13 protein-coding genes are annotated in these 17,822 nt (G+C 71.8%); 7 read left to right on the top strand and 6 right to left on the bottom strand.

All coding sequences use genetic code 11. The features are described from left to right. The first annotated feature begins 129 nt into the window (after positions 1-129). Positions 130-468: a YkvA family protein gene (locus tag LXT13_RS14775; RefSeq protein WP_233372717.1), complete on the top strand. Its 339-nt coding sequence runs from the start codon at positions 130-132 to the stop codon at positions 466-468. Positions 469-659: 191 nt separating this feature from the next. Here LXT13_RS14775 and queE read toward each other — a convergent pair whose 3' ends face one another. Further along, on the bottom strand, positions 660-1,292 hold the full coding sequence (gene queE / locus LXT13_RS14770) for a 7-carboxy-7-deazaguanine synthase (RefSeq protein ID WP_233372716.1): 633 nt from the start codon (positions 1,290-1,292) through the stop codon (positions 660-662). Further along, positions 1,289-2,389, bottom strand: a complete 1,101-nt coding sequence (locus LXT13_RS14765; RefSeq protein WP_233372715.1) for a 6-carboxytetrahydropterin synthase — start codon at positions 2,387-2,389, stop codon at positions 1,289-1,291. Before LXT13_RS14765 ends, queE begins: the two co-directional genes overlap by 4 nt. A gap of 123 nt (positions 2,390-2,512) precedes the next feature. Here LXT13_RS14765 and LXT13_RS14760 point away from each other — a divergent pair, with 123 nt between their 5' ends. Further along, positions 2,513-3,865 (top strand): MFS transporter, encoded by a 1,353-nt coding sequence (locus tag LXT13_RS14760; RefSeq protein WP_233372714.1) that lies wholly within the window; start codon positions 2,513-2,515, stop codon positions 3,863-3,865. 12 nt (positions 3,866-3,877) lie between these two features. Here LXT13_RS14760 and LXT13_RS14755 read toward each other — a convergent pair whose 3' ends face one another. From LXT13_RS14755 to LXT13_RS14745, 3 genes are all read right to left on the bottom strand, one after another. Then, complete coding sequence (locus tag LXT13_RS14755) at positions 3,878-4,588, bottom strand: response regulator (RefSeq protein WP_233372713.1); 711 nt, start codon at positions 4,586-4,588, stop codon at positions 3,878-3,880. A gap of 149 nt (positions 4,589-4,737) precedes the next feature. After that, positions 4,738-5,898: a sensor histidine kinase gene (locus tag LXT13_RS14750; protein ID WP_233372712.1), complete on the bottom strand. Its 1,161-nt coding sequence runs from the start codon at positions 5,896-5,898 to the stop codon at positions 4,738-4,740. Further along, positions 5,888-7,195 carry a sigma-54-dependent transcriptional regulator gene (locus tag LXT13_RS14745; protein ID WP_233372711.1) on the bottom strand — a complete coding sequence of 436 codons (1,308 nt, stop codon included), beginning with the start codon at positions 7,193-7,195 and terminating at the stop codon, positions 5,888-5,890. Before LXT13_RS14745 ends, LXT13_RS14750 begins: the two co-directional genes overlap by 11 nt. A gap of 155 nt (positions 7,196-7,350) precedes the next feature. On the opposite strand from LXT13_RS14745, the gene LXT13_RS14740 reads away from it, so the two are divergent. The 5 genes from LXT13_RS14740 (at position 7,351) to LXT13_RS14720 (ending at position 15,830) form a co-directional block, all read left to right on the top strand. Further along, positions 7,351-9,822: an ABC transporter permease gene (locus LXT13_RS14740; RefSeq protein WP_233372709.1), complete on the top strand. Its 2,472-nt coding sequence runs from the start codon at positions 7,351-7,353 to the stop codon at positions 9,820-9,822. A 161-nt stretch (positions 9,823-9,983) separates the two neighbouring features. Beyond that, positions 9,984-11,216: an efflux RND transporter periplasmic adaptor subunit gene (locus LXT13_RS14735; protein ID WP_233372707.1), complete on the top strand. Its 1,233-nt coding sequence runs from the start codon at positions 9,984-9,986 to the stop codon at positions 11,214-11,216. Between the two features lie 2 nt (positions 11,217-11,218). Beyond that, the gene (locus LXT13_RS14730) at positions 11,219-11,896 is read left to right on the top strand and encodes an ABC transporter ATP-binding protein (RefSeq protein WP_233372705.1); all 678 of its coding nucleotides are present in this window, start codon (positions 11,219-11,221) and stop codon (positions 11,894-11,896) included. A 43-nt stretch (positions 11,897-11,939) separates the two neighbouring features. Further along, positions 11,940-12,686 carry an AAA family ATPase gene (locus LXT13_RS14725; protein ID WP_233372703.1) on the top strand — a complete coding sequence of 249 codons (747 nt, stop codon included), beginning with the start codon at positions 11,940-11,942 and terminating at the stop codon, positions 12,684-12,686. A 48-nt stretch (positions 12,687-12,734) separates the two neighbouring features. Beyond that, entirely contained in the window at positions 12,735-15,830 is a 3,096-nt protein-coding gene (locus LXT13_RS14720; RefSeq protein ID WP_233372701.1) for a ligand-binding sensor domain-containing diguanylate cyclase, read from the top strand. A gap of 12 nt (positions 15,831-15,842) precedes the next feature. On the opposite strand, the gene LXT13_RS14715 is transcribed toward LXT13_RS14720, so the two are convergent. Then, positions 15,843-17,777, bottom strand: a complete 1,935-nt coding sequence (locus tag LXT13_RS14715; protein ID WP_233372700.1) for a methyl-accepting chemotaxis protein — start codon at positions 17,775-17,777, stop codon at positions 15,843-15,845. Positions 17,778-17,822 lie beyond the last annotated feature (45 nt).

Below are 17,822 nucleotides of genomic sequence, written 5' to 3'. Positions count from 1 at the left end.
CATAGTGCTTGCACACTGCGGCCTGCCGAGAGGCATGCTTGGCCGTTAAAGCAGCCTCTTTTGTCCACAGTGCGTGCGTTATGCAACTCAACAACATTGGTGTATCCCACCGCTCAACAGGAGGTCATGGTGCCAGAAAATCAATATACAGAGGCCTATTCTGATGGAGGCTTTTGGGATAAGGTAAAGGGCTATGCTAAGGCAGCTGGGGAAGCCGTTCTGGAACCCGCGCTGAAGCTCTACTACAGTGCATCAGACCCGGACACTCCGGTTTGGGCGAAGACCGTCATATATGGCGCACTTGGCTACTTCATCTCCCCGATTGACGCCATTCCCGACATCACGCCCGTTATCGGCTACACCGATGACTTGGGTGCGCTTGCTGCAGCCGTGGCAATGACTGCAGCCCACATCAAGGAAGAACACGTACTGAGGGCGAAGGAGACCCTCAAACAATGGTTTTCCTAAGAAGGCGGCGATTGCAGCCAGCAAGTAAATAGATTTGGTTGGCCTTTGAGTGAATTGGCGGCAAGGCAAACAGAATGGCCTACATTTAGTTTTCTGCCGGTAGTATTCACTCGTTCCAGCGCCGCCTATTTTGACTATTGCGTCGCAGCGGCAGACCCTGCACCGCTTGGCTCAAGCGCTACGAAACCGCCTCAGGCGATCCCCACCACCTTGTGCATCTGCACCGACAACCGCCACTGCGGATGCCGCATGCAGTAGTCCACCGCCGCCTTCATGTGCTGGCGTTGCAGCACCGAGTCCATCGGCTGCAGGAAGAAGTGCTGGAAGTCCAGCCCGGCGAATCGCTCGGGCAGCGCCAGCGGCTGCGGGTAGACGAGCTTCAGCTCGTGCCCTGAGGTCAGCACCAGCGGCGCGTCGGCCTTGGGGCTGACGCAGATCCAGTCCAGCCCCGGCGGCGCGGGTTGCGTACCGTTGGTCTCGACGGCGATCTCGAAGCCGCGGGCATGGAGCGCGTCGATCAGCGGCGCGTCCAGCTGCAGCAGCGGCTCACCGCCGGTGCAGACGACATAGGGCTTGCCACCGCCGCCGGGCCAGGCCTTCGCAACGGCATCGGCCAGATCCGTGGCGGTCACGAACTTGCCACCACCCTCACCGTCCGTGCCGACGAAGTCCGTGTCGCAGAAGGTGCAGACGGCCGCTGCCCGGTCCTGCTCGCGGCCGCTCCACAGGTTGCAGCCGGCGAAGCGGCAGAACACGGCAGCGCGGCCGGCCTGAGCGCCCTCGCCCTGCAGCGTGTAGAAGAGTTCCTTGACGCTGTAGCTCATACCGGAATCAGCTCCTCGGAATCCGCGCGGCTGACGATGGCACCCGAGCCTCGTGTCTCGTACAGATCCACGCGGTCGATCTGAGGCAGCACGCGGCCGCCCTCGCGCAGCACCCATGCGGCGATGCTCGCCGCGTCGCCGTCCGGCAGACCAGCGATCTCGAACAGCGGGTGGTGGTCCAGTCGCTTGAAGATCGGGTTGAACAGGCTCTTCACGTCGCCGAAGTCCACTGTCCAGCCCATCACCTGGTCCAGCGGCGCGGCCAGATGCAGACGCAGCGTGAAGGTGTGGCCGTGCGTGCCGGCCAGCGGATGGCCGCCAGGCGCCTGGTGCAGCCGAACGGCGCTGTCCAGCGTCATCTCCTTCCAGATGCGGTAGCTCTGGCCGTTGAAGTTGGCACCGCTCGAACCGGTCTCGTAGACGGTCACCCAGCTCAGCTCCGGCAGCACCGGCTTGAGCCGCGCCCACAGCCAGGCCGACAGGTTCTCGCTGGTCGGGTTGGCCAATCCGGCAATGTCGTTCAGGCAGCGGTAGTTCAGCTGGAAGTGCAGCGGCGCCCAGACCTCGTCGAGGTGGTCATAGTCGATGCTCAGGTCCCGCTCGCCGAGGTCGGTGTTGGCATGCAGGATGACCTCGAAGCCATGGCCGTGCATACGGCCGCATTGGTGGCCGGCGGGGACGTTGGGCAACTGGTGCGCGGCCTGGAAGCGGTAGCGCCGCCAAACATGCGCATGGCCCGCGCCGTCCAGGTCAACGCCGCTGTGTGTCGTGCTCTGCACGCCCACCTGCACGATGCCCGGCACGTCCGCATCCAGGCGGCTGCGCACCCAGCGGGCCAGGTTCTCGTCGGTGGGTTCGGCGAGGTGGTCGTTGAGCAGCGCATGGTCCAGCGGTGCGATGGTCGCGGCCATGCGCGTCCGCAGCGTCTCGACCTCGCCACCCGGGAATGCTGCCCAGCCGGCTGGCAGCGCCGTGCGGACGGTGGCGAAATAGCTGTGGCCATGGAGGCCATGGCTGCGGTGCGAGGCCGGCAGCGCAGGGATGCGGCAGGCCGACTCGAAGCCGGCCGAGGCGCAGTGCAACACGGAAAGGGACATGTCCCGATTGTCCCTCCGCCCTTCCCCGGACTTCGCGCCTGGCTTGACTTGAAGTCGGCTTGAACCTGCAGCCTGCACGACACTCACACGCCAAGCCCGATCCGGCGGGCCGACCTGATGGACATGACTGACGCCCAATCCGCCCCGCGCGTGGCGGACACCCTCTTCGCCCCCGGCCGCCGCGCCGCCTGCATCGGCGCTGTCGCGCTGATCTCCATGCTCGCCTTCGAGTCCATTGCCGTTGCCACGGCGATGCCGGCCGTGGCCGGTGCGCTGGATGGCCTGTCGCTGTATGCGCTGGCCTTCGGCGCGACGCTCGCCACCTCGGTCATTGGCATGACGGCGGCAGGCCAGTTGTGCGACAGGCGCGGCCCCTACCGCGCGGCGCTGGCGGGCCTGGCGGCCTTCCTGGCCGGCCTGCTGCTAGCGGGGCTGGCGCCGTCCATGCCGGCGCTGGTGTTGGGTCGTGCGCTGCAGGGCCTGGGTAGCGGTGTGCTGGGCGTGACGCTGTACGTGGGTGTCGGCCAGGTCGTGCCGCAGCGGCTGCATCCGCAACTGTTCGCCGTGTTCGCCGGAGCCTGGGTCGTGCCTGGCCTCGTCGGGCCTGCGCTCGCGTCCTTCCTCGTGCAGGCGCTGGGCTGGCGCTCGGTGTTCCTGGCAGTGGCCGCGGCCGTGCCGGTGGCGGCGCTGCTGATGCTGCCGGCGCTGCGGCGCGTGGGGACGGGCACGGGCGAGGCGTTGCGCTGGGGCGTGATGCGCTGGGCAGGGCTCGCCAGCCTGGGCGCGCTGGCCCTGCACGCCGCCAGCCAGCAGGCCGGCGGCGGCGCGTGGTTGCTGTTCGGCGGCGGGTTGGCCATGGCCGGTGTGGCCGCGCATCGTCTGCTGCCGGCCGGCACGCTGATGGCGGCCCGCGGCCTACCTGCCGTCGTGCTGCTGCGCGGGCTGATTGCCGCGGCGTTTGCGAGCGCCGAGGCCTTCCTGCCGCTGCTGCTGACGCGCCATTTCGGCTGGAGCCTCACGCAGGCCGGCGTGGCGTTGAGCGCCGGCGCGGTGACGTGGAGCATCGGCAGCGCCGTGCAGGCCCGCGTGCGGAGCGAGGCTATGCGGCACCGCCTGCTGCCGGCCGGCTTCGCGCTGGCCGCTGCCGGGCTGGGGGTCGCCATGGCGCCACTGCTGGTGGCCGGCCTGCCGTCGGGGCTGGTGCTGACCGGCTGGGTGTGCGTGGGTCTGGGCATCGGGCTGTCTTTTCCGATGCTGTCGGTGCTGCTGCTGAAGCTGTCGCCGCCCGAGCAGCAAGGCGGCAACACGTCCGCGCTTCAGCTCAGCGATGCCCTCGTCAGCAGTGCCGCGCTGGCCGGTGCCGGGCTGTTGTTCAACCCGGCCACGCAGCAGGTGCTGCCGGTGCTGGTGATGGCGTGCGCGCTGGCGGCGTCGGCCGCCGTGCTCAGCCCGAGGGCGGTGCCGCGCCGGGCGTGAGGCGGCGGCCTGTCAGGCCGCTGGCGGCCGCCCGTCAGTCGCGCGGCGCCCACGTCGGGCTGCGGCCGTGCGCAGGTGCATGAGGGACTGCACACGCTTGAGCAGGTCGCGGTCGTTCCAGGGCTTCTTGAAGATGCCGTAGACGCCTTCGATCTGACCCACGCGGCCATGCAGCTCGTCATGGCCGGTGATCGCGATGACCGGCAGGTCCTCGGTCGCGAGGCCGCCGTGCACGTCGGCGATCAGCTCGAAGCCGTCCTTGTTGGGCATTTCCAGGTCCGTGATCAGCACGGCGATCTCGGGGTGGGCCTCCAGCTCGGCCAGCGCCTCGTTGCCATCGTTGACCTGGATGACTGTCAGCCCTGCGCCTTCGAGCAGTCGCTTGAGCTTGGTACGCACGACGGCCGAGTCGTCGGCGACGAGGATGGCCGGCGGGCCCTCGGGCACTGGCGCGGGCGGCGGCTGCATCGGCGTGGGTGCCGTGACGAAGGCGCTCGCCATCGACGGCCCGTTGGCGCCGAGGCCCGGCAACGGGGGCAGCACGACCGGTCCCGACGCCGAACGCGGCGTACCGCCCGGCGGCCGCTGCGGCGGCACGTACTCGCGCGGCGGCCGGTAGTCGTCGCGCTTGACGGCGGCAATGAGCACGATGATGGCCAGCGGTATCGCGATCAATACCGGCATCAAATAGGCGCCCAACAACTCCTGCAGCTCGTGAAACATCGACTCCATCCCGGGGTGCAACAGGGCGGCAGCCTAACATCGGGCACAACGTCACACCATCGCCGAAAGCCGGCACATCTGCACGAGTGGCCGCGGTTTGGCGCTTGAAAGCCCGGTGATTCGTCGGTGTTGCGGGCTGGCGGGGCCGGTCAGAACGTCAGCACGAAACACGCACCGCCGCCCGGGCGCCGCGCGTGGCGCACCGTGCCGCCCAGGCCATGAACCAGCTGGCGCACGACGGCCAGGCCCACGCCGCTGCCACCATCGCGAGTCGTGAAGAAGGGTGTGAAGATGCGCTGCTCCAGCCCTGGCGCCACACCCGGGCCGTTGTCGGCGACGGTGAGCCGCAGCCGGGCACCGCGGCTCAGCCGCGCGTCGATGCTGAGCTGGGGCGACGCCCGGCCGGTGCAGGCCTGCAGCGCGTTCTGCGCGAGGTTGATGAGCACCTGCTCCAGCTGGGCCGCGTCGGTGCGCAGGGCCAGCGTTTCGGGTGCCACCGTCACGGCCACCTGGCCGCCCGCCGCTTCCCAGGCTGGCGCCAGCAGGCGCTGCACGGCCTGCAGTAGCGGTTGCAGCGGCGTGTCGGCCAGCGTCGGTGCCGGCGGCTGGCTGACACTGCGGTAGCGCTCGACGAAGCCCTGCAGATGAGCCGCGCGCCGGGCCAGCGCCGCGAGCGCGGCCTGCAGCTCCGCGTGCTCGCCGGCCTCCAGCAGCGCCGGGGCGCTCGTGGCCAGCGACGCGATGGGCGTCAGCGAGTTCATGATCTCGTGCGTCAGCACCTGCACCAGCTGGCGCCAAGCGGTCAGCGCTTCGGTTTCCAGCTCCGACTCGATGGGTGCGAGGGCGGCCAGCCGCCAGGCCTCGCCCTGCACGGTCAACGCCGAAACGGCCAACACCGCGCGCTCCTGGCCATGCTCGGTGGGCAGCGTGACAACGCGTCGGCCGGGGTCGGCGTCCAGCACCGCCAGAAGCGCCGCCGGCTCGACGGCCCTGCCGGGCGCGACGAGGCGGCGTGCGGCCGTGTTCAGTGCCAGGGGCGCTTGGCCGGCCGTGAGGCGCCACAGCGCGAGCGGCGCGTGCTCCAGCGCGGCGCCTAGGTCTGCCCGCGGCGCGGGCGGGGGCTCGGGCGGCAGCGGTGGGGGCCGGCGAGCCAGCCGGCTCAGCGCGACCCAGCCCCAGCAGGCGGCGGCCAGGCCGGCCAGCGCCCAGGCGACGAACAGGCGCGGCGAGCCCAGCGAGGCAGCGAGTCCGGCCGAACTGGCGGCCAGCAGCAGGGTTGCGGCGGCAACGCGGGCGCGGTCAAAGGCCATGCTTGTCCAGCCGCCGGTACAGCGCCGCGCGGCTCACGCCCAGCAGCCGCGCGGCCTGGCTGATGTTGCCGCCGGCCTGCGCGAGTGCGGCCTGCACGGCGTCGCGCTCGCGCTGCTCCAGGTCCAGCGTGGGCGCCTCGGGAGCCAGGGCCGTGGGCGCGACGAGCCCGAAGTCCGCCCACGTGAATACCGGCCCGCGCGCCAGCAGCGTGGCCCGCTCGCAGGCCTGTCGCAGCTCTCGAACGTTGCCTGGCCAGCGGTAGGCGGTCAGGCGGGCTAGCGCGTCGGCATCGACATCCCGTGCCGGCCTGCCCGCCGCGAAGTGGGCCAGGTAGTGGCGCAGCAGCCGCACGATGTCGCCCGCGCCGCGCTCGCGCAGCGGCGGCACGCGCAGCACCACGGTGTTGAGGCGGTACAGCAGGTCTGGCCGGAAGCGCCTCGCATCGAACAGTTCGGCTTCCGGCACGTTTGTCGCTGCCAGCACGCGCACGTCCACCGGCACGGGCCGGTCACTGCCCACGGGCGTGATCTCGCGGCGCTCCAGCGCGGCCAGCAGCTTGGCCTGCTGGGCCAGCGGCAGGTTGCCGATCTCGTCGAGGAACAGCGTGCCGCCCGCCGCCGCGACGAAGCGCCCGGGCCGCGACTCGCGCGCATCGGTGAAGCTGCCGCGCTTGTGGCCGAACAGCTCGCTCTCCACCAGCGCCTCGGGCAGCGAGCCCATGTCCACGGCCAGCAGCGGGCCGCCGGCGCGCGACGACGCACCGTGCAGCGCACGCGCCACCAGCTCCTTGCCCACGCCGTTCTCGCCGAGGACGAGCACGCTGGCCTCGCTGGCGCCCACCTGCGCGATCTGCGCGCGCAGCGACTGCATCGCTGCGGAGTCGCCCAGCAGCTCGCCCGCCGCCGGCGGTGGCGCACGCCGCGCGAGGGCCGCCTGCACGCAGGCGACGAGCCGTTCGTTAGTCCAGGGCTTGGTGATGAAGTCCACCGCACCGCTCTTGAGCGCCTGCACGGCCAGCTCGACTTCAGCGTAGGCCGTCATGACGACGACAGCCGGCGCCACGGCCTGGCCTTGCCGCGCGACGACTTCGCGCAGCAGCGCCAGGCCTTGCGCGCCGTCGCTGGCGCCGGGCGAGAAGTTCATGTCCAACAGCAGCACGTCGGGCTGCATCTCGTCCAGCACTGCTGCCAGCTCGCCCGGGGCCTGCCGTACTGCGATCGAGGCGAGCCGGCGCAAAGCCAGTCGTGCGGCCAGCGCCACGTCGGGGTCGTCGTCGAGGATCAGGATGCCGGGCATGGGAAGCGCGCGACTCTAAGCGCCCCCCCGGGCGCGGGCAAGGCGGTGTCCGGAAGCGGACAGTGCGGCTGTTCGCAAGCGGACGATGCGCGGCCGGCAACGCCGCTTTCCTCCTGGGCCGATGCGCTGGCGCGGCTTTTGCGAAAACACCGGTCATGCTCCTGCTCACCACCTCCACGTCCTGGCGCGGCGCTTGGCGCCAGCTGCGCGCCGAACCCGGCCCCGCTGCCCTCGTCATCACCGGCCTCGCGCTGGGCCTGGCGCTCACGCTGCTGACGGCCAGCTTCCTGCACGACATGCTGTGGCCCGACGGCGACCTGCCCGAGCACGACCGCCTCGCCGCCTTCGAATGGCGGGTGCGCGGCCCCGGCGGCATCACGACGGCCTGGTTCGACAGCGTGCCCGCCGTGCCGCTGCATGCCGCGCTGCGTGACAGCGGTGCGCCGGTGGGGCCGATGAGCCGCGTGCTCTACACGCAGCTGCCGGCCCATGCCGGCGAGGCGCCGGGCGCGCGCCGCAGCATGCGCCTGCACATCGCGCTGGCCGATGCCGACCTGCAGACCTTGTTCGACCTGCGGCCCCTGGCAGGCGACCTGCACGCGGCGCTGTCGACGCCCGAGGGGATCGCGCTGACCGCGCGATCCGCCGAACAGCTGTTCGGCACGCAGCAGGCGCTGGGCCGCACGTTCACGATCTCGTTGCCTCCCCTGCCCGACGGCTCGCCCGGCGGGCAATTCGCGCTGACCGTGAAGGCCGTGCTGCCCACCCCGAACCCGAACGGAACGCTGGTTTTCGATGCGCTGGCCGGCTTCCACGCGCCAGCAGCCAAGGCCTACCTGAAACTGTCGGACAACTGGTACCAGGGCAGCGGCCGCCTGTTCGCCCGCCTGCAGCCGGGCGCCACGGCCGAGCAGCTGGGCGTGCTGGCCCAGCGCCTGATCGACCAACAGCCGCTGCCGGCCGGCCTCCCGGCCGACTTCCTGCGCGGCGGCGGCAAGGCGGCTTACCTGCGTGCCTTGCCGGTGAAGGACGTCGGCCTGCATGGCGCCGGCAGCCCGCAGCGCCGCCTGCAGCTGGGCAGCCTGGCCTCCGCGGCGGCCGGCGTGCTGGCGCTCGCCGTCATCAACTTCATCAACCTGTGGAGCGTGCGCACCTTGCGCCGCCAGCGCGAGATCGGGCTGCGCAAGTCGCTGGGCGCTGGTGCTGGGCAACTGGCTCGGCAGTTCTTTGCCGAGGCGCTCGTCGTTGCGGGCCTGGCGGGTGCGCTGGGCCTGCTGCTGGCCTGGTGGGCCACGCCGTTGGCCGAAATGCTGATGCGGCGCCAGTTCCACGCCCCGGTGCTCAGCCCCGCGATGGCAGGGCTGACGGGCCTGCTGTGCGCGGCCATCGCGGCGCTCAGCGCACTGCCGCTGACGACCATCGCGCTGCGCGTGCGGCCCGCCGAGTCGCTGGCCGGCCGCAGCCATAGCGAGGGCGCCGCCGGCCGCTGGTTGCGCCGCTTGATGACGACGCTGCAGTTCGGCGCCGCCGCGCTGTTCGCGTCACTGTCGCTGACGGTGCTGTGGCAGGCACGCCATGCGGGCGAGATGCCGCGCGGCTTCGAGCTGGAAGACCGCGTGGCCATCGACCTGCCGTGGTGGACGCAGCCAGCGCAGGTGACGTCGCTGCTGGAACGCGTGCGCAGCTGGCCCGAGGTCATCGCGGCCGGCGCGGCCGACGACGTGCCGGGGCGCGACGCTTCCAGCTGGTACTCCGAGTTCCGCGGCCCCGGCGGCACGCCCGTCAACCTGCGCACCGGCGTGGACTTCACGCCCGGCTATCTGCAGGCCTACGGCATGCGTGTCGTGGCCGGCCGGCTGTCGGCCGATCACGTGGCCGAGACCGCGCAGCCCGCCATCGTGCTGGACCGCAGCGCCGTGCGCGTGCTGGGTTTCGCCAGCCCCGAGGCGGCCATCGGCCAGGTGCTGGGCGTGGTGCCCAACTTCCGGGGCGGCAAGCCGGTCACCGTCGTGGCCGTCATCGACGACATCCGCCTGGAGGGCCCGCGCAGCCCGCCGCAGCCGCACGCCATGACGCCGCTGGCCGAGCGAGAGGCCGGCGCCATCGGCGTGCACAGCCGTGACCCGCAGGCCACGCGGCGCCGGCTGACGACGCTGGTCAAGACCACGTTTCCCGACGTGATGCTGGACGCGCTGACGGTGCGCGACATGCTGCTGCAGACGGTGGCCGACGACACGCGGCTGGGCCAGCTCATCGGCGTTGCCGGCCTGATGGCGCTGGGCCTCGCGGCTGTGGGCATCTACGCTCTGGCGGCCTACACGTTGCGGCTGCGTGAGCGCGAGATCGTGCTGCGCAAGCTCCACGGTGCCGGCGCGGGCGCGGTGGCGGGCCTGCTTGCGAAAGAGTTCGCGGGCGTGCTGGCGGTGGCCTGCGCTGTGGCGTTGCCGGTGGCGGCTTGGCTGTCGCAGCGCTACCTGGCGGACTTTGTCGAACGCGCGCCCGTGGGCCCGTTCTCGCTGTGGGTGCTGTTGGTTTCGGCGGCGCTGCTGGCGGTGGTGACGTTGCTGGCCGTGGCGCGCCACCTGCGCGCCGCGCTGGCGCTGCGGCCGTTGCAGGCACTTCAATGAAGCCCCTCGTCTGGTCGTTCCGCGCTGAACGCGGGCCCGCCCCGCCGGTCGCCCGTGGGGATGGCGATACGTTCGGCGTTCAGCCGAACTTAGATCACCTTGACGGGCCGGCTTGGGAGCGGACCGGCACTCGGCCCGTGCGGGCGGAGTCCGGCGCCTCGATGGACCGCCGTGTGGCGGCGCCGCGGCGTTACCGGCTCATCGCGATGGGGGTCGTCGTAGCGCTGGCGATGGCTGTGGCGCTGGTGCGCGTGTGGCCGCGCGGCGTGCCGGTGGCGCTTGCGGACGTGGAGATCGCCGTGGCGAAGACGGGTCCGTTCCGCGACGTCGTCGTCGGCCGCGCGACGGCTCAGCCGCTGCAGTCCGTGCTGCTGGACGCGACCGAGGACGGCCGCGTCGAGCAGGTGCTGGTGAAGGACGGCGCGCGCGTCGAGGCCGGCCAGCTGCTGGTCGTGCTGAGCAGCACCCAGCGTGCGCAGGAGCTGATGGCGCGCTCGGCGGAAGCGGCGCAGCAGACGGCCAACCTCGCCACCTTTCGCGCCGGCCTGATGCAGGCTCAGGCGCAGCTGCGCCGTGAGCTGACGCAAGGCCAGTTCGAGCTGGAGCGCGTGCGCCGCCTGCACGAGCGCAACCGAGAGCTGGCCGCCACCGGCTTCCTGTCGCCGTCGGCACTGGAAGACTCGGCCGACAAGCTAGCGATGACGGAGCGGCTGGTCGCGCAGGCGCGCCATGACAGCCGCGAGGAACTCGCAACGCGCCAGCAGTCCATCGAGGCCATGCAGCGCGCCGTGACCGACCTGGACAAGCGCCTGGCCGCGATGCGCGCCGCCAGCGAAGGGCTGGCCGTGCGCGCTCCGGTGGCTGGCCGTGTGACGGGCCTGACGCTGCAGGTCGGCGAAAGCGTTCGCGCCAGCACGCGCATCGCGCGGCTTGACAGCCTGGGCCGCTTCAAGCTGGACCTGCGTCTGGACGAATTCCATCTCGCCCGCGTGCATGAAGGCCTGGCTGCGGCGCTTACGCACGACGGCCGCGACCACGCGCTGCATGTGGCCCGCATCGACCCGCTGGTCAAGGACGGCCGCTTCAGCGTCGAGCTGGCCTTCGACGCGGACCCGCCGGCGTTGCAAGTCGGCCAGGGCCTGGGCGTGCGCCTCACGCTCGGCCACACGCAGCAGGCGCTGCTGCTGCCCGACGCCGGCTTCTACACCGACACCGGCGGCGCCTGGGCCTTCGTGCTCGACGCCGACGGCCGCCACGCCCGGCGCCGCCCGCTGCAGCTGGGCCGCCGCGCCGACGGCGTCGTCGAAGTGCTGGGCGGCTTGCAGCCCGGCGAGCTGGTCGTCGTCTCCCCCTACCGCGCCTTCGCCGGCGCCTCCGCCCTGGATCTCAACTGACCATGTTCACCCTTAAGCACCTCACCAAGACCTTCCGCACCGGCGACATCGAGACCACCGCGCTGGACCGCATCGACCTCGACATCGAGGCCGGCGAATACCTCGCTATCACCGGGCCGTCGGGCTGCGGCAAGTCCACGCTGCTGGGCATCCTGGGCCTGCTGGACGCGCCCAGCAGCGGCGAGTATTGGTTCGACGGCCACAACGTCGCGGGCTGGAACGAAAGACAGCTCAACACGCTGCGCCGTGGCCGCATCGGCTTCGTGTTCCAGAGCTTCAACCTCATCGATGACCTCAGCGTGGCCGAGAACATCGCGCTGGCGCTGGAGTACGGCGAGATGCCGGCGCGCGAGCGCCGAGCGCGGGTGGCTGAGGTCATGGAACGCCTAGGCCTGGGGCACCGCGCCGGCCACCGGCCAAGCCAGCTCAGCGGCGGCCAGCAGCAGCGCGTGGCAATTGCCCGTGCCATCGCGGCGCGGCCCGCGCTTTTGCTGGCGGATGAGCCGACTGGCAACCTCGACAGCGCGCACGGGGCGGAGGTCATGCGCCTGCTGCGCGAGTTGAATGCCGAGGGCACGACGCTCGTCATGGTGACGCACTCGCTGGAGCATGCGGCACAGGCGTCGCGCACGCTGAGGCTGCTGGACGGGCGGGTGGTGGTGGATGCGGTGGCGGCCTGAGCTGGCGGCATAGTCGGGCGCTTTGCGCCATGGAGCACCGGCGATGCTCGCCTCCCAGTTCGTCTTCCATCTCGCGCTCAAGCGCGACGAGGTCGAGTCCTTCGACCGTTACCCGTTCAGCCTGCCGGCCGTGAAGACGCTGGACCGGCTGGAACTGCACCCGCATGTGACGTTCTTTGTCGGCGAGAACGGGTCAGGCAAGTCCACGCTGCTGGAGGCGCTGGCGGTATCGCTGGGCTTCAACGCGGAAGGCGGCAGCCGCAGCTTCAACTTCGGCACGCGGGTGTCGCACTCGGAGCTGCATGAGCATCTGCGCGTCGCCAAGGGCGTCAAGCGCTGGCGCGACGGCTGGTTCCTGCGCGCCGAGAGCTTCTTCAATGTCGCGACCGAGATCGAGAGGCTGGACGAAGGGCCGGGCGGGCCGCGGGTCATCGACGCCTATGGCGGGCGCTCGTTGCACGAGCAGTCGCATGGAGAGTCATTCCTGAAGTTGATGCACGAGCGTTTCGGCCCGCGCGGCCTCTACCTGCTCGACGAACCCGAGGCGGCGCTATCGCCGCAGCGCCAGCTGGACGCGCTGCGCCGCCTGCACGAACTGGTGCGCCAGGGCTCGCAATTCGTCATTGCGACGCATTCGCCGCTGCTGATGGCCTACCCGGACGCCTGGGTCTACCGCTTTGGCGCGGGCGGCATCGAGCGCGTGCGGGCCGAGGAAACGGCACATTTCCGCGTGATGCGTGAATTCATGGCCGACCCGGCCCGCATGCTTGCCCAGTTGCTGAACAGTTGACGTTCCTACGGCCGCTGCCGGCTCATGGGCGGCTTAGGATGCGCGCCCATGCCCCTGGTTCGTTGTCTGCTGGGCCTGCTGGCCGTCCTGACGTTTCATCTTGGCTGGGCTGGCGCTGGTGCCGGCCCCCTGGAAGTCCAGTTCCGCACGGTGGCCGTGCCGCAGAACTCGGTGCCCGCCATCGCGCAGGACCGCGCCGGCTTCCTGTGGGTTGCGACGAGCAAGGGCGTTATGCGCTACGACGGCTACCGTCTGCGCCCCATCGAGATGGCGGGCGACACACCGGCGCAGCGCGGCCTGGGCTGGGTGCGCGCGATGGCGCCGGCGGCCGATGGCCGCATGTGGATCGGCACGGAGTTTCGTGGCCTCGTGGCCTACGACCCCGCGCTGGACCGCGTCGTCAGCCATGCCAACGGTGCTGCGCCGGCCCCGATCCGCGCGCTGGCGGAGGACCGCGACGGCGTCGTCTGGATCGGCACGCTGGGCGGTGGCCTGCAGCGGTACGACCCGCGCCATGGCCAGGTCGAACCGCAGGCGCTGACGTGGCACGGCGAGCCCGAGTCCCGCGTGCTCGCGGTGTGCGCGGCGCGCGACGGCAGCGTGTGGGCCGGCCACTGGCGCGGGCTGGCGCAGCGGGTGCAGGGCACGTGGCGTGATGTCGAGCTGCCCGGCCTGGGCGACCTGCCCAGGGGCGCGACCGTGCAGGCGTTGGTCGAAGACGGCACCGGCCGCGTCTGGCTGGGCACGCAGGACGGGCGGCTGGGGGTCGTCGAGCGGGGCCGCGTGCGCTGGGTGCAGGCGCTGCGCCAGCCCGTGCAGGCGCTGGCGCAGGCGGTGGACGGACGCCTCTGGGTGGGCGCCAAGAATGGGCTGTTCTGGGTGGATGTCGACAGCGGCGCGGTCGAGGCCGAGTTGCACAACGACGCGCGGCGGCTCACGGGGCTGGCGGGCAACGACATCAGCGGCCTGCTGCGCGACCGCAGCGGGGCGATGTGGGTCAGCGGCTACGGCCTCGGCGTGCAGCGCCACCTCAGCCATCCGGCGCTGGCCGTGCGCGGGCCCGATGTCGACGCGGGCGGGCCGCTGGCCGAGGCCGACGTGCGTGCCGTGCTGGTGCTGCGCTCCGGCGAGGTGCTGGCGGCGACGCAGTCCGGCACCGTCGTGCGGCTGGACGGCCGGCCCGGTCGCGACCTCGCCAGCCTTGGCTTGTGGCCGCGCGAGCGGCACAGCGTCGTCGAGAGCCTCGCAGAGGCAGCCGACGGTAGCCTGTGGATGGCCGCGGCCGGCCGCCTGGAGCACCGGGCCGCCGACGGCCGGCTGCTGCGCGACTGGCCGCTGGACGGCGGCCGGGCCCAGCAGTTGATGCTGCGGGCCGACGGCGGCGTGTGGCTGGGCATGCAGGAGGGGCTGTACCGGCTGGCTGGCCCGGCGGCGGACGCGCTGGTGCGCGTGCAGCCGCCGCAGGGCCCGCCGCTGCAGGGCGGCGTCTACGTGCTGCGCCAGGCGCCCGATGGCCGGCTGTGGGTGGGCGGGCAAAAGGGCCTGCTGCGGGAGCGCGAGCCGGGCGACGGGCTGCTGGGGCCGGTGCCGCAGGCGCCCGGTGAGGGCCTGGGCAGCCCGGCCGTCATGGCACTGCTGTGGGCGCGCGACGGCCAGCTGTGGCTGGACACGCCGGTTAGCGGCCTGCACCGGCTCAAGGGCTGGGACGCGCAGGGTCGTGCGCGCTTCGAGCGCATCAGCGAGCGCCACGGCTTGGAGGGCGTCTTCGGCGGGCACTTGCACGAGGACGCCCAGGGTCGCATCTGGAGCCAGCTTAACGTCTATGACCCGGCGACCGACCGGATCGACGGCTTCGGCCCGGCCGAAGGCGCCAACTTCGGCAGCTTCTGGTTCTTCGCCAGCGCCGAGCTGCCCGGCGGCGGCCTGCTGTTCGGTGGCAGCCGCGGGTTGCTGCGCGTGCTGCCTGAGGTCTGGCAGGCGCCGGACGCCAGCCCGCCTCTGGTCATAAGCGGCCTGCGCGTGAACGGCCAGCCCGCGGCGCCGCCGCGCTATGCCGGCGACGTGCTGCCGCTGGCGTCCGGCAAGCGCACGCTATCGGTCGAGTTTGCGGCGCTGGACTTTGCCGACCCCGCGCGGCTGCGCTACCAGTATCGGTTGCAGGGACTGGACGACGATTGGACGCGCGTGGACGCCACGGGCCGCAACCCAAGCTTCGGTCCGCTGCAGCCCGGCCGCTACACGCTGCAGGTGCGCGCCACGGCCCATCCCGAGCATTGGGACGGCGCCATGCTGGAGGTGCCCATCGAATTAGCGCCGGCCTGGTGGGAAACCGGCTTGGCCCACGTTGCCGCCCTGCTGGCCGGGCTGGCGGCCGTCTGGGCCTGGACGGGCTGGCGCACGCGCGCCTTGCGCCGCCACGAGGCCGAGCTGCAGGCGCTGGTGGCCGAGCGCACCGCCGAGCTGCGCGAGCTGAGCCTGACCGACGCGCTGACCGGCCTGCGCAACCGGCGCTACCTGGAGCTGCGGCTGGACGACGACCTCGCGCTGTGCCTGCGCCGGTTCGAGGCGCCGGGCGATCCGGGGCCCGATGCCGACTTGCTGCTGATGCTGCTGGACCTGGACCACTTCAAGTGCGTCAACGACGAGCATGGTCATGCCGCGGGCGATGCGGTGCTGGTGCAGCTGGCGGCGCGGTTGCGTGGCGTGTTCCGCGAGACCGACTCTCTCGTGCGCTGGGGCGGCGAGGAGGTGCTGGTGCTGGCTCGTGAGACCGAGCGGCGCGACGCCGCCGAGCTGGCCGCGCGCGTCTGCGCCGCCGTGCGCGAACAGCCGTTCGACATCGGCACCGGCGAAGCCGTCCACGTGACGGTGTCTATCGGCTTCTGCGCCTTCCCGCTGGACCCGAAGCAGCCGCGGCTGTGGGACTGGCGCGCTTGCCTGGCGCTTGCCGACTCGGCGTTGTATGCCGCCAAGGCGCGGAGGCGCGACGGCTTCGTCGGCGCCGTGCAGAGCGACGGCCTGACGCCGGACGGCATGCCCAGCAGCCTGGCGAGCTGGCAGCGCGAGACGCGGCTGGTGGCGGCATGGAGCGAGCCGCGGCCGGCCGCGCAGCGCACCGAAGGCGAGTCGACGACGCCGGCTTGACGGACGCGGCGGTCAGCCGGCTACCGTGCGGAAGCGCGCCATCACCTCGCGCAGCGCCTCGGCCTGGCGCTGCAGGCTCTCGGCCGCCGCGGCGCTTTCCTCCACGAGGGCGGCGTTCTGCTGCGTCATGTCGTCCATCTGGTGCACGGCGATGCCCACCTCGTCCATGCTGAGGTGCTGCTCGCGCGACAGCGCGCTCAGGCCGCCGATGACGCTGTCCACGCGGCCCATGGCCTCCACCACCTGCTGCATCAGCGCGGTGGCCTCCTCGCCCTGGGTATGGCCGCTGCCCACGCGCTCGACGCTCTCGGTGATCAACGTGCGGATCTCCTTGGACGACGCAGCGGCCCGCTGCGCTAGCGCGCGCACCTCGCTGGCCACCACGGCGAAGCCGCGGCCGTGCTCGCCGGCGCGGGCCGCCTCGACAGCCGCATTCAGCGCCAGGATGTTGGTCTGGAAGGCGATGCCGTCGATGGTGCCGATGATGTCGGCGATGCGCTGCGAGCTGGTCTGGATGTCGCGCATCGTGCCGGCCAGCGCCGCCACGGTGCTGCCGCCCGACTCGGCCAGCCGGCGCACCTCGCTGGCTAGGCCGGCTGCCTGGCTGGACTGTTGCGCCCCCTGCTCCAGCCCCTGCCGGACCGCGTCGACGGAGGCCGTCGTCTGCTCCAGCGCGGCGGCTTGCGTCTCGGTGCGGGACGACAGGTCGGCGCTGCCGGCGGCGATCTCCTGGCTGGCGTGGGCCACCTCGTCGGCCCGATGGCGCACCGTGGACACGACGCTGCTGAGCCTGCCGGCCATGTCCACCAGCGCAGCGGTGAGCCGTTCGCCTTCGTCGAGGGAGCGATGGTCCACGTCGGCCTGCTGCGCCAGGTCACCTTCGGCCACCGCCTGCGCGATGTCCAGTGCGCGGCCTATCGAGCGCGAGGTCTGGCGCGCGATGGTCCACAGCAGCCAGCCGCCCAGCATGGCGAGCCCGGCGATGGCGCCCAGCCCCAGCATCAGCGTGCGGCGGTCGTCGGCCAGTGTCCGTGCCAGGTCGCGCTCCAGCGCCTCCATGGCGGCGTCGCTGACGGCGTATTGCGCGTCGATGGCGGCCGTTGTCGTGGCCCACCAGTCCTGCGGGCGCAGCTGTGGCGTGGCGGGTTCGATGATGTCCTGCAGCGCGCGCTGACGGGCTTCGGCCAGTCGGGCCTTCAGCGCCGCCGACAGCGTGGACATCTGCCGCCCCGCCTCGTCCGGCAGGGCCACCCGCGCCAGCGCGCGGTCCGCGTTCGTCTGGGCCGCCAGTGCGCTGTCCAGCAACGCGGCCAGGCGCTGGCGGTCGCTTGGCGCGAGCTCGCCCTTGACCAGCATGCCCATGCCGGCGCCGCGCAACCGACCCAGCATCTCTGCGCTGCGCGGCAGGTGCAGCAGCGCGGCGTCCTGCAGGAAATAGCCGCTGGCGAACGGATGCAGTACCAGTTCGGAGGCCACTGCCACCTCGTAGACCCAGGCGAGCTGCGCATCGACGAGCTCGGTGTGCTGGCGAAAGCTGTCTGCAGCATTGATGCTGCGGTTGCCCACGGCCTCCCCCAGCTGCTTCAGCGCGCGCCAGCGCTCGCCCAGCTCGCCGGGGAGGGCCGTGCCTGGCATGGCACCTGCGGCTTCGAGGCTTGGCGGCTCCAGGGCACGCAACTGCTGCCAGACCGCGGCACGCTTGGCCTCGGCGGCAGCGTCGCCGTTGAGCTGGCTGTTGGCCAGGCCGCGGTGCTGGGCCGTCAGCCGGGCGAGTTTCACGCCCAGCGTCACGGCGGGGATGGCCGCGCTTTCCTTGCTGAGCTGGGCCTCGGCGCTGCGAGCGAGTTCCAGGAACAGCAGTGACGGCACCAAGCACAGCAGCACGCTGACCAAGGCCACCGCTGCCAGCTTTCTGCCCAGGCCCAGTCTCTCGATCCAGGTTCTCATTGCCACTCCCTTGGCGCCTGGTGGCGCTACCAGGAGGCTAGTACC

Source organism: Pelomonas cellulosilytica (assembly GCF_021353265.1).
In the GTDB taxonomy this organism is placed as follows: Bacteria; Pseudomonadota; Gammaproteobacteria; order Burkholderiales; family Burkholderiaceae_C; genus Pelomonas; species Pelomonas cellulosilytica.
This window is presented reverse-complemented; position numbering and strand designations above follow the sequence as displayed.

Coding starts and splice junctions, on each gene's coding strand:
- LXT13_RS14735 (WP_233372707.1), top strand. CDS start 9,984: ATGGACCGCCGTGTGGCGGCGCCGCGGCGTTACCGGCTCATCGCGATG.
- LXT13_RS14715 (WP_233372700.1), bottom strand. CDS start 17,777: ATGAGAACCTGGATCGAGAGACTGGGCCTGGGCAGAAAGCTGGCAGCG.
- LXT13_RS14725 (WP_233372703.1), top strand. CDS start 11,940: ATGCTCGCCTCCCAGTTCGTCTTCCATCTCGCGCTCAAGCGCGACGAG.
- LXT13_RS14720 (WP_233372701.1), top strand. CDS start 12,735: ATGCCCCTGGTTCGTTGTCTGCTGGGCCTGCTGGCCGTCCTGACGTTT.
- LXT13_RS14730 (WP_233372705.1), top strand. CDS start 11,219: ATGTTCACCCTTAAGCACCTCACCAAGACCTTCCGCACCGGCGACATC.
- LXT13_RS14765 (WP_233372715.1), bottom strand. CDS start 2,389: ATGTCCCTTTCCGTGTTGCACTGCGCCTCGGCCGGCTTCGAGTCGGCC.
- LXT13_RS14755 (WP_233372713.1), bottom strand. CDS start 4,588: ATGTTTCACGAGCTGCAGGAGTTGTTGGGCGCCTATTTGATGCCGGTA.
- LXT13_RS14760 (WP_233372714.1), top strand. CDS start 2,513: ATGACTGACGCCCAATCCGCCCCGCGCGTGGCGGACACCCTCTTCGCC.
- LXT13_RS14740 (WP_233372709.1), top strand. CDS start 7,351: ATGCTCCTGCTCACCACCTCCACGTCCTGGCGCGGCGCTTGGCGCCAG.
- LXT13_RS14750 (WP_233372712.1), bottom strand. CDS start 5,898: ATGGCCTTTGACCGCGCCCGCGTTGCCGCCGCAACCCTGCTGCTGGCC.
- queE (WP_233372716.1), bottom strand. CDS start 1,292: ATGAGCTACAGCGTCAAGGAACTCTTCTACACGCTGCAGGGCGAGGGC.
- LXT13_RS14745 (WP_233372711.1), bottom strand. CDS start 7,195: ATGCCCGGCATCCTGATCCTCGACGACGACCCCGACGTGGCGCTGGCC.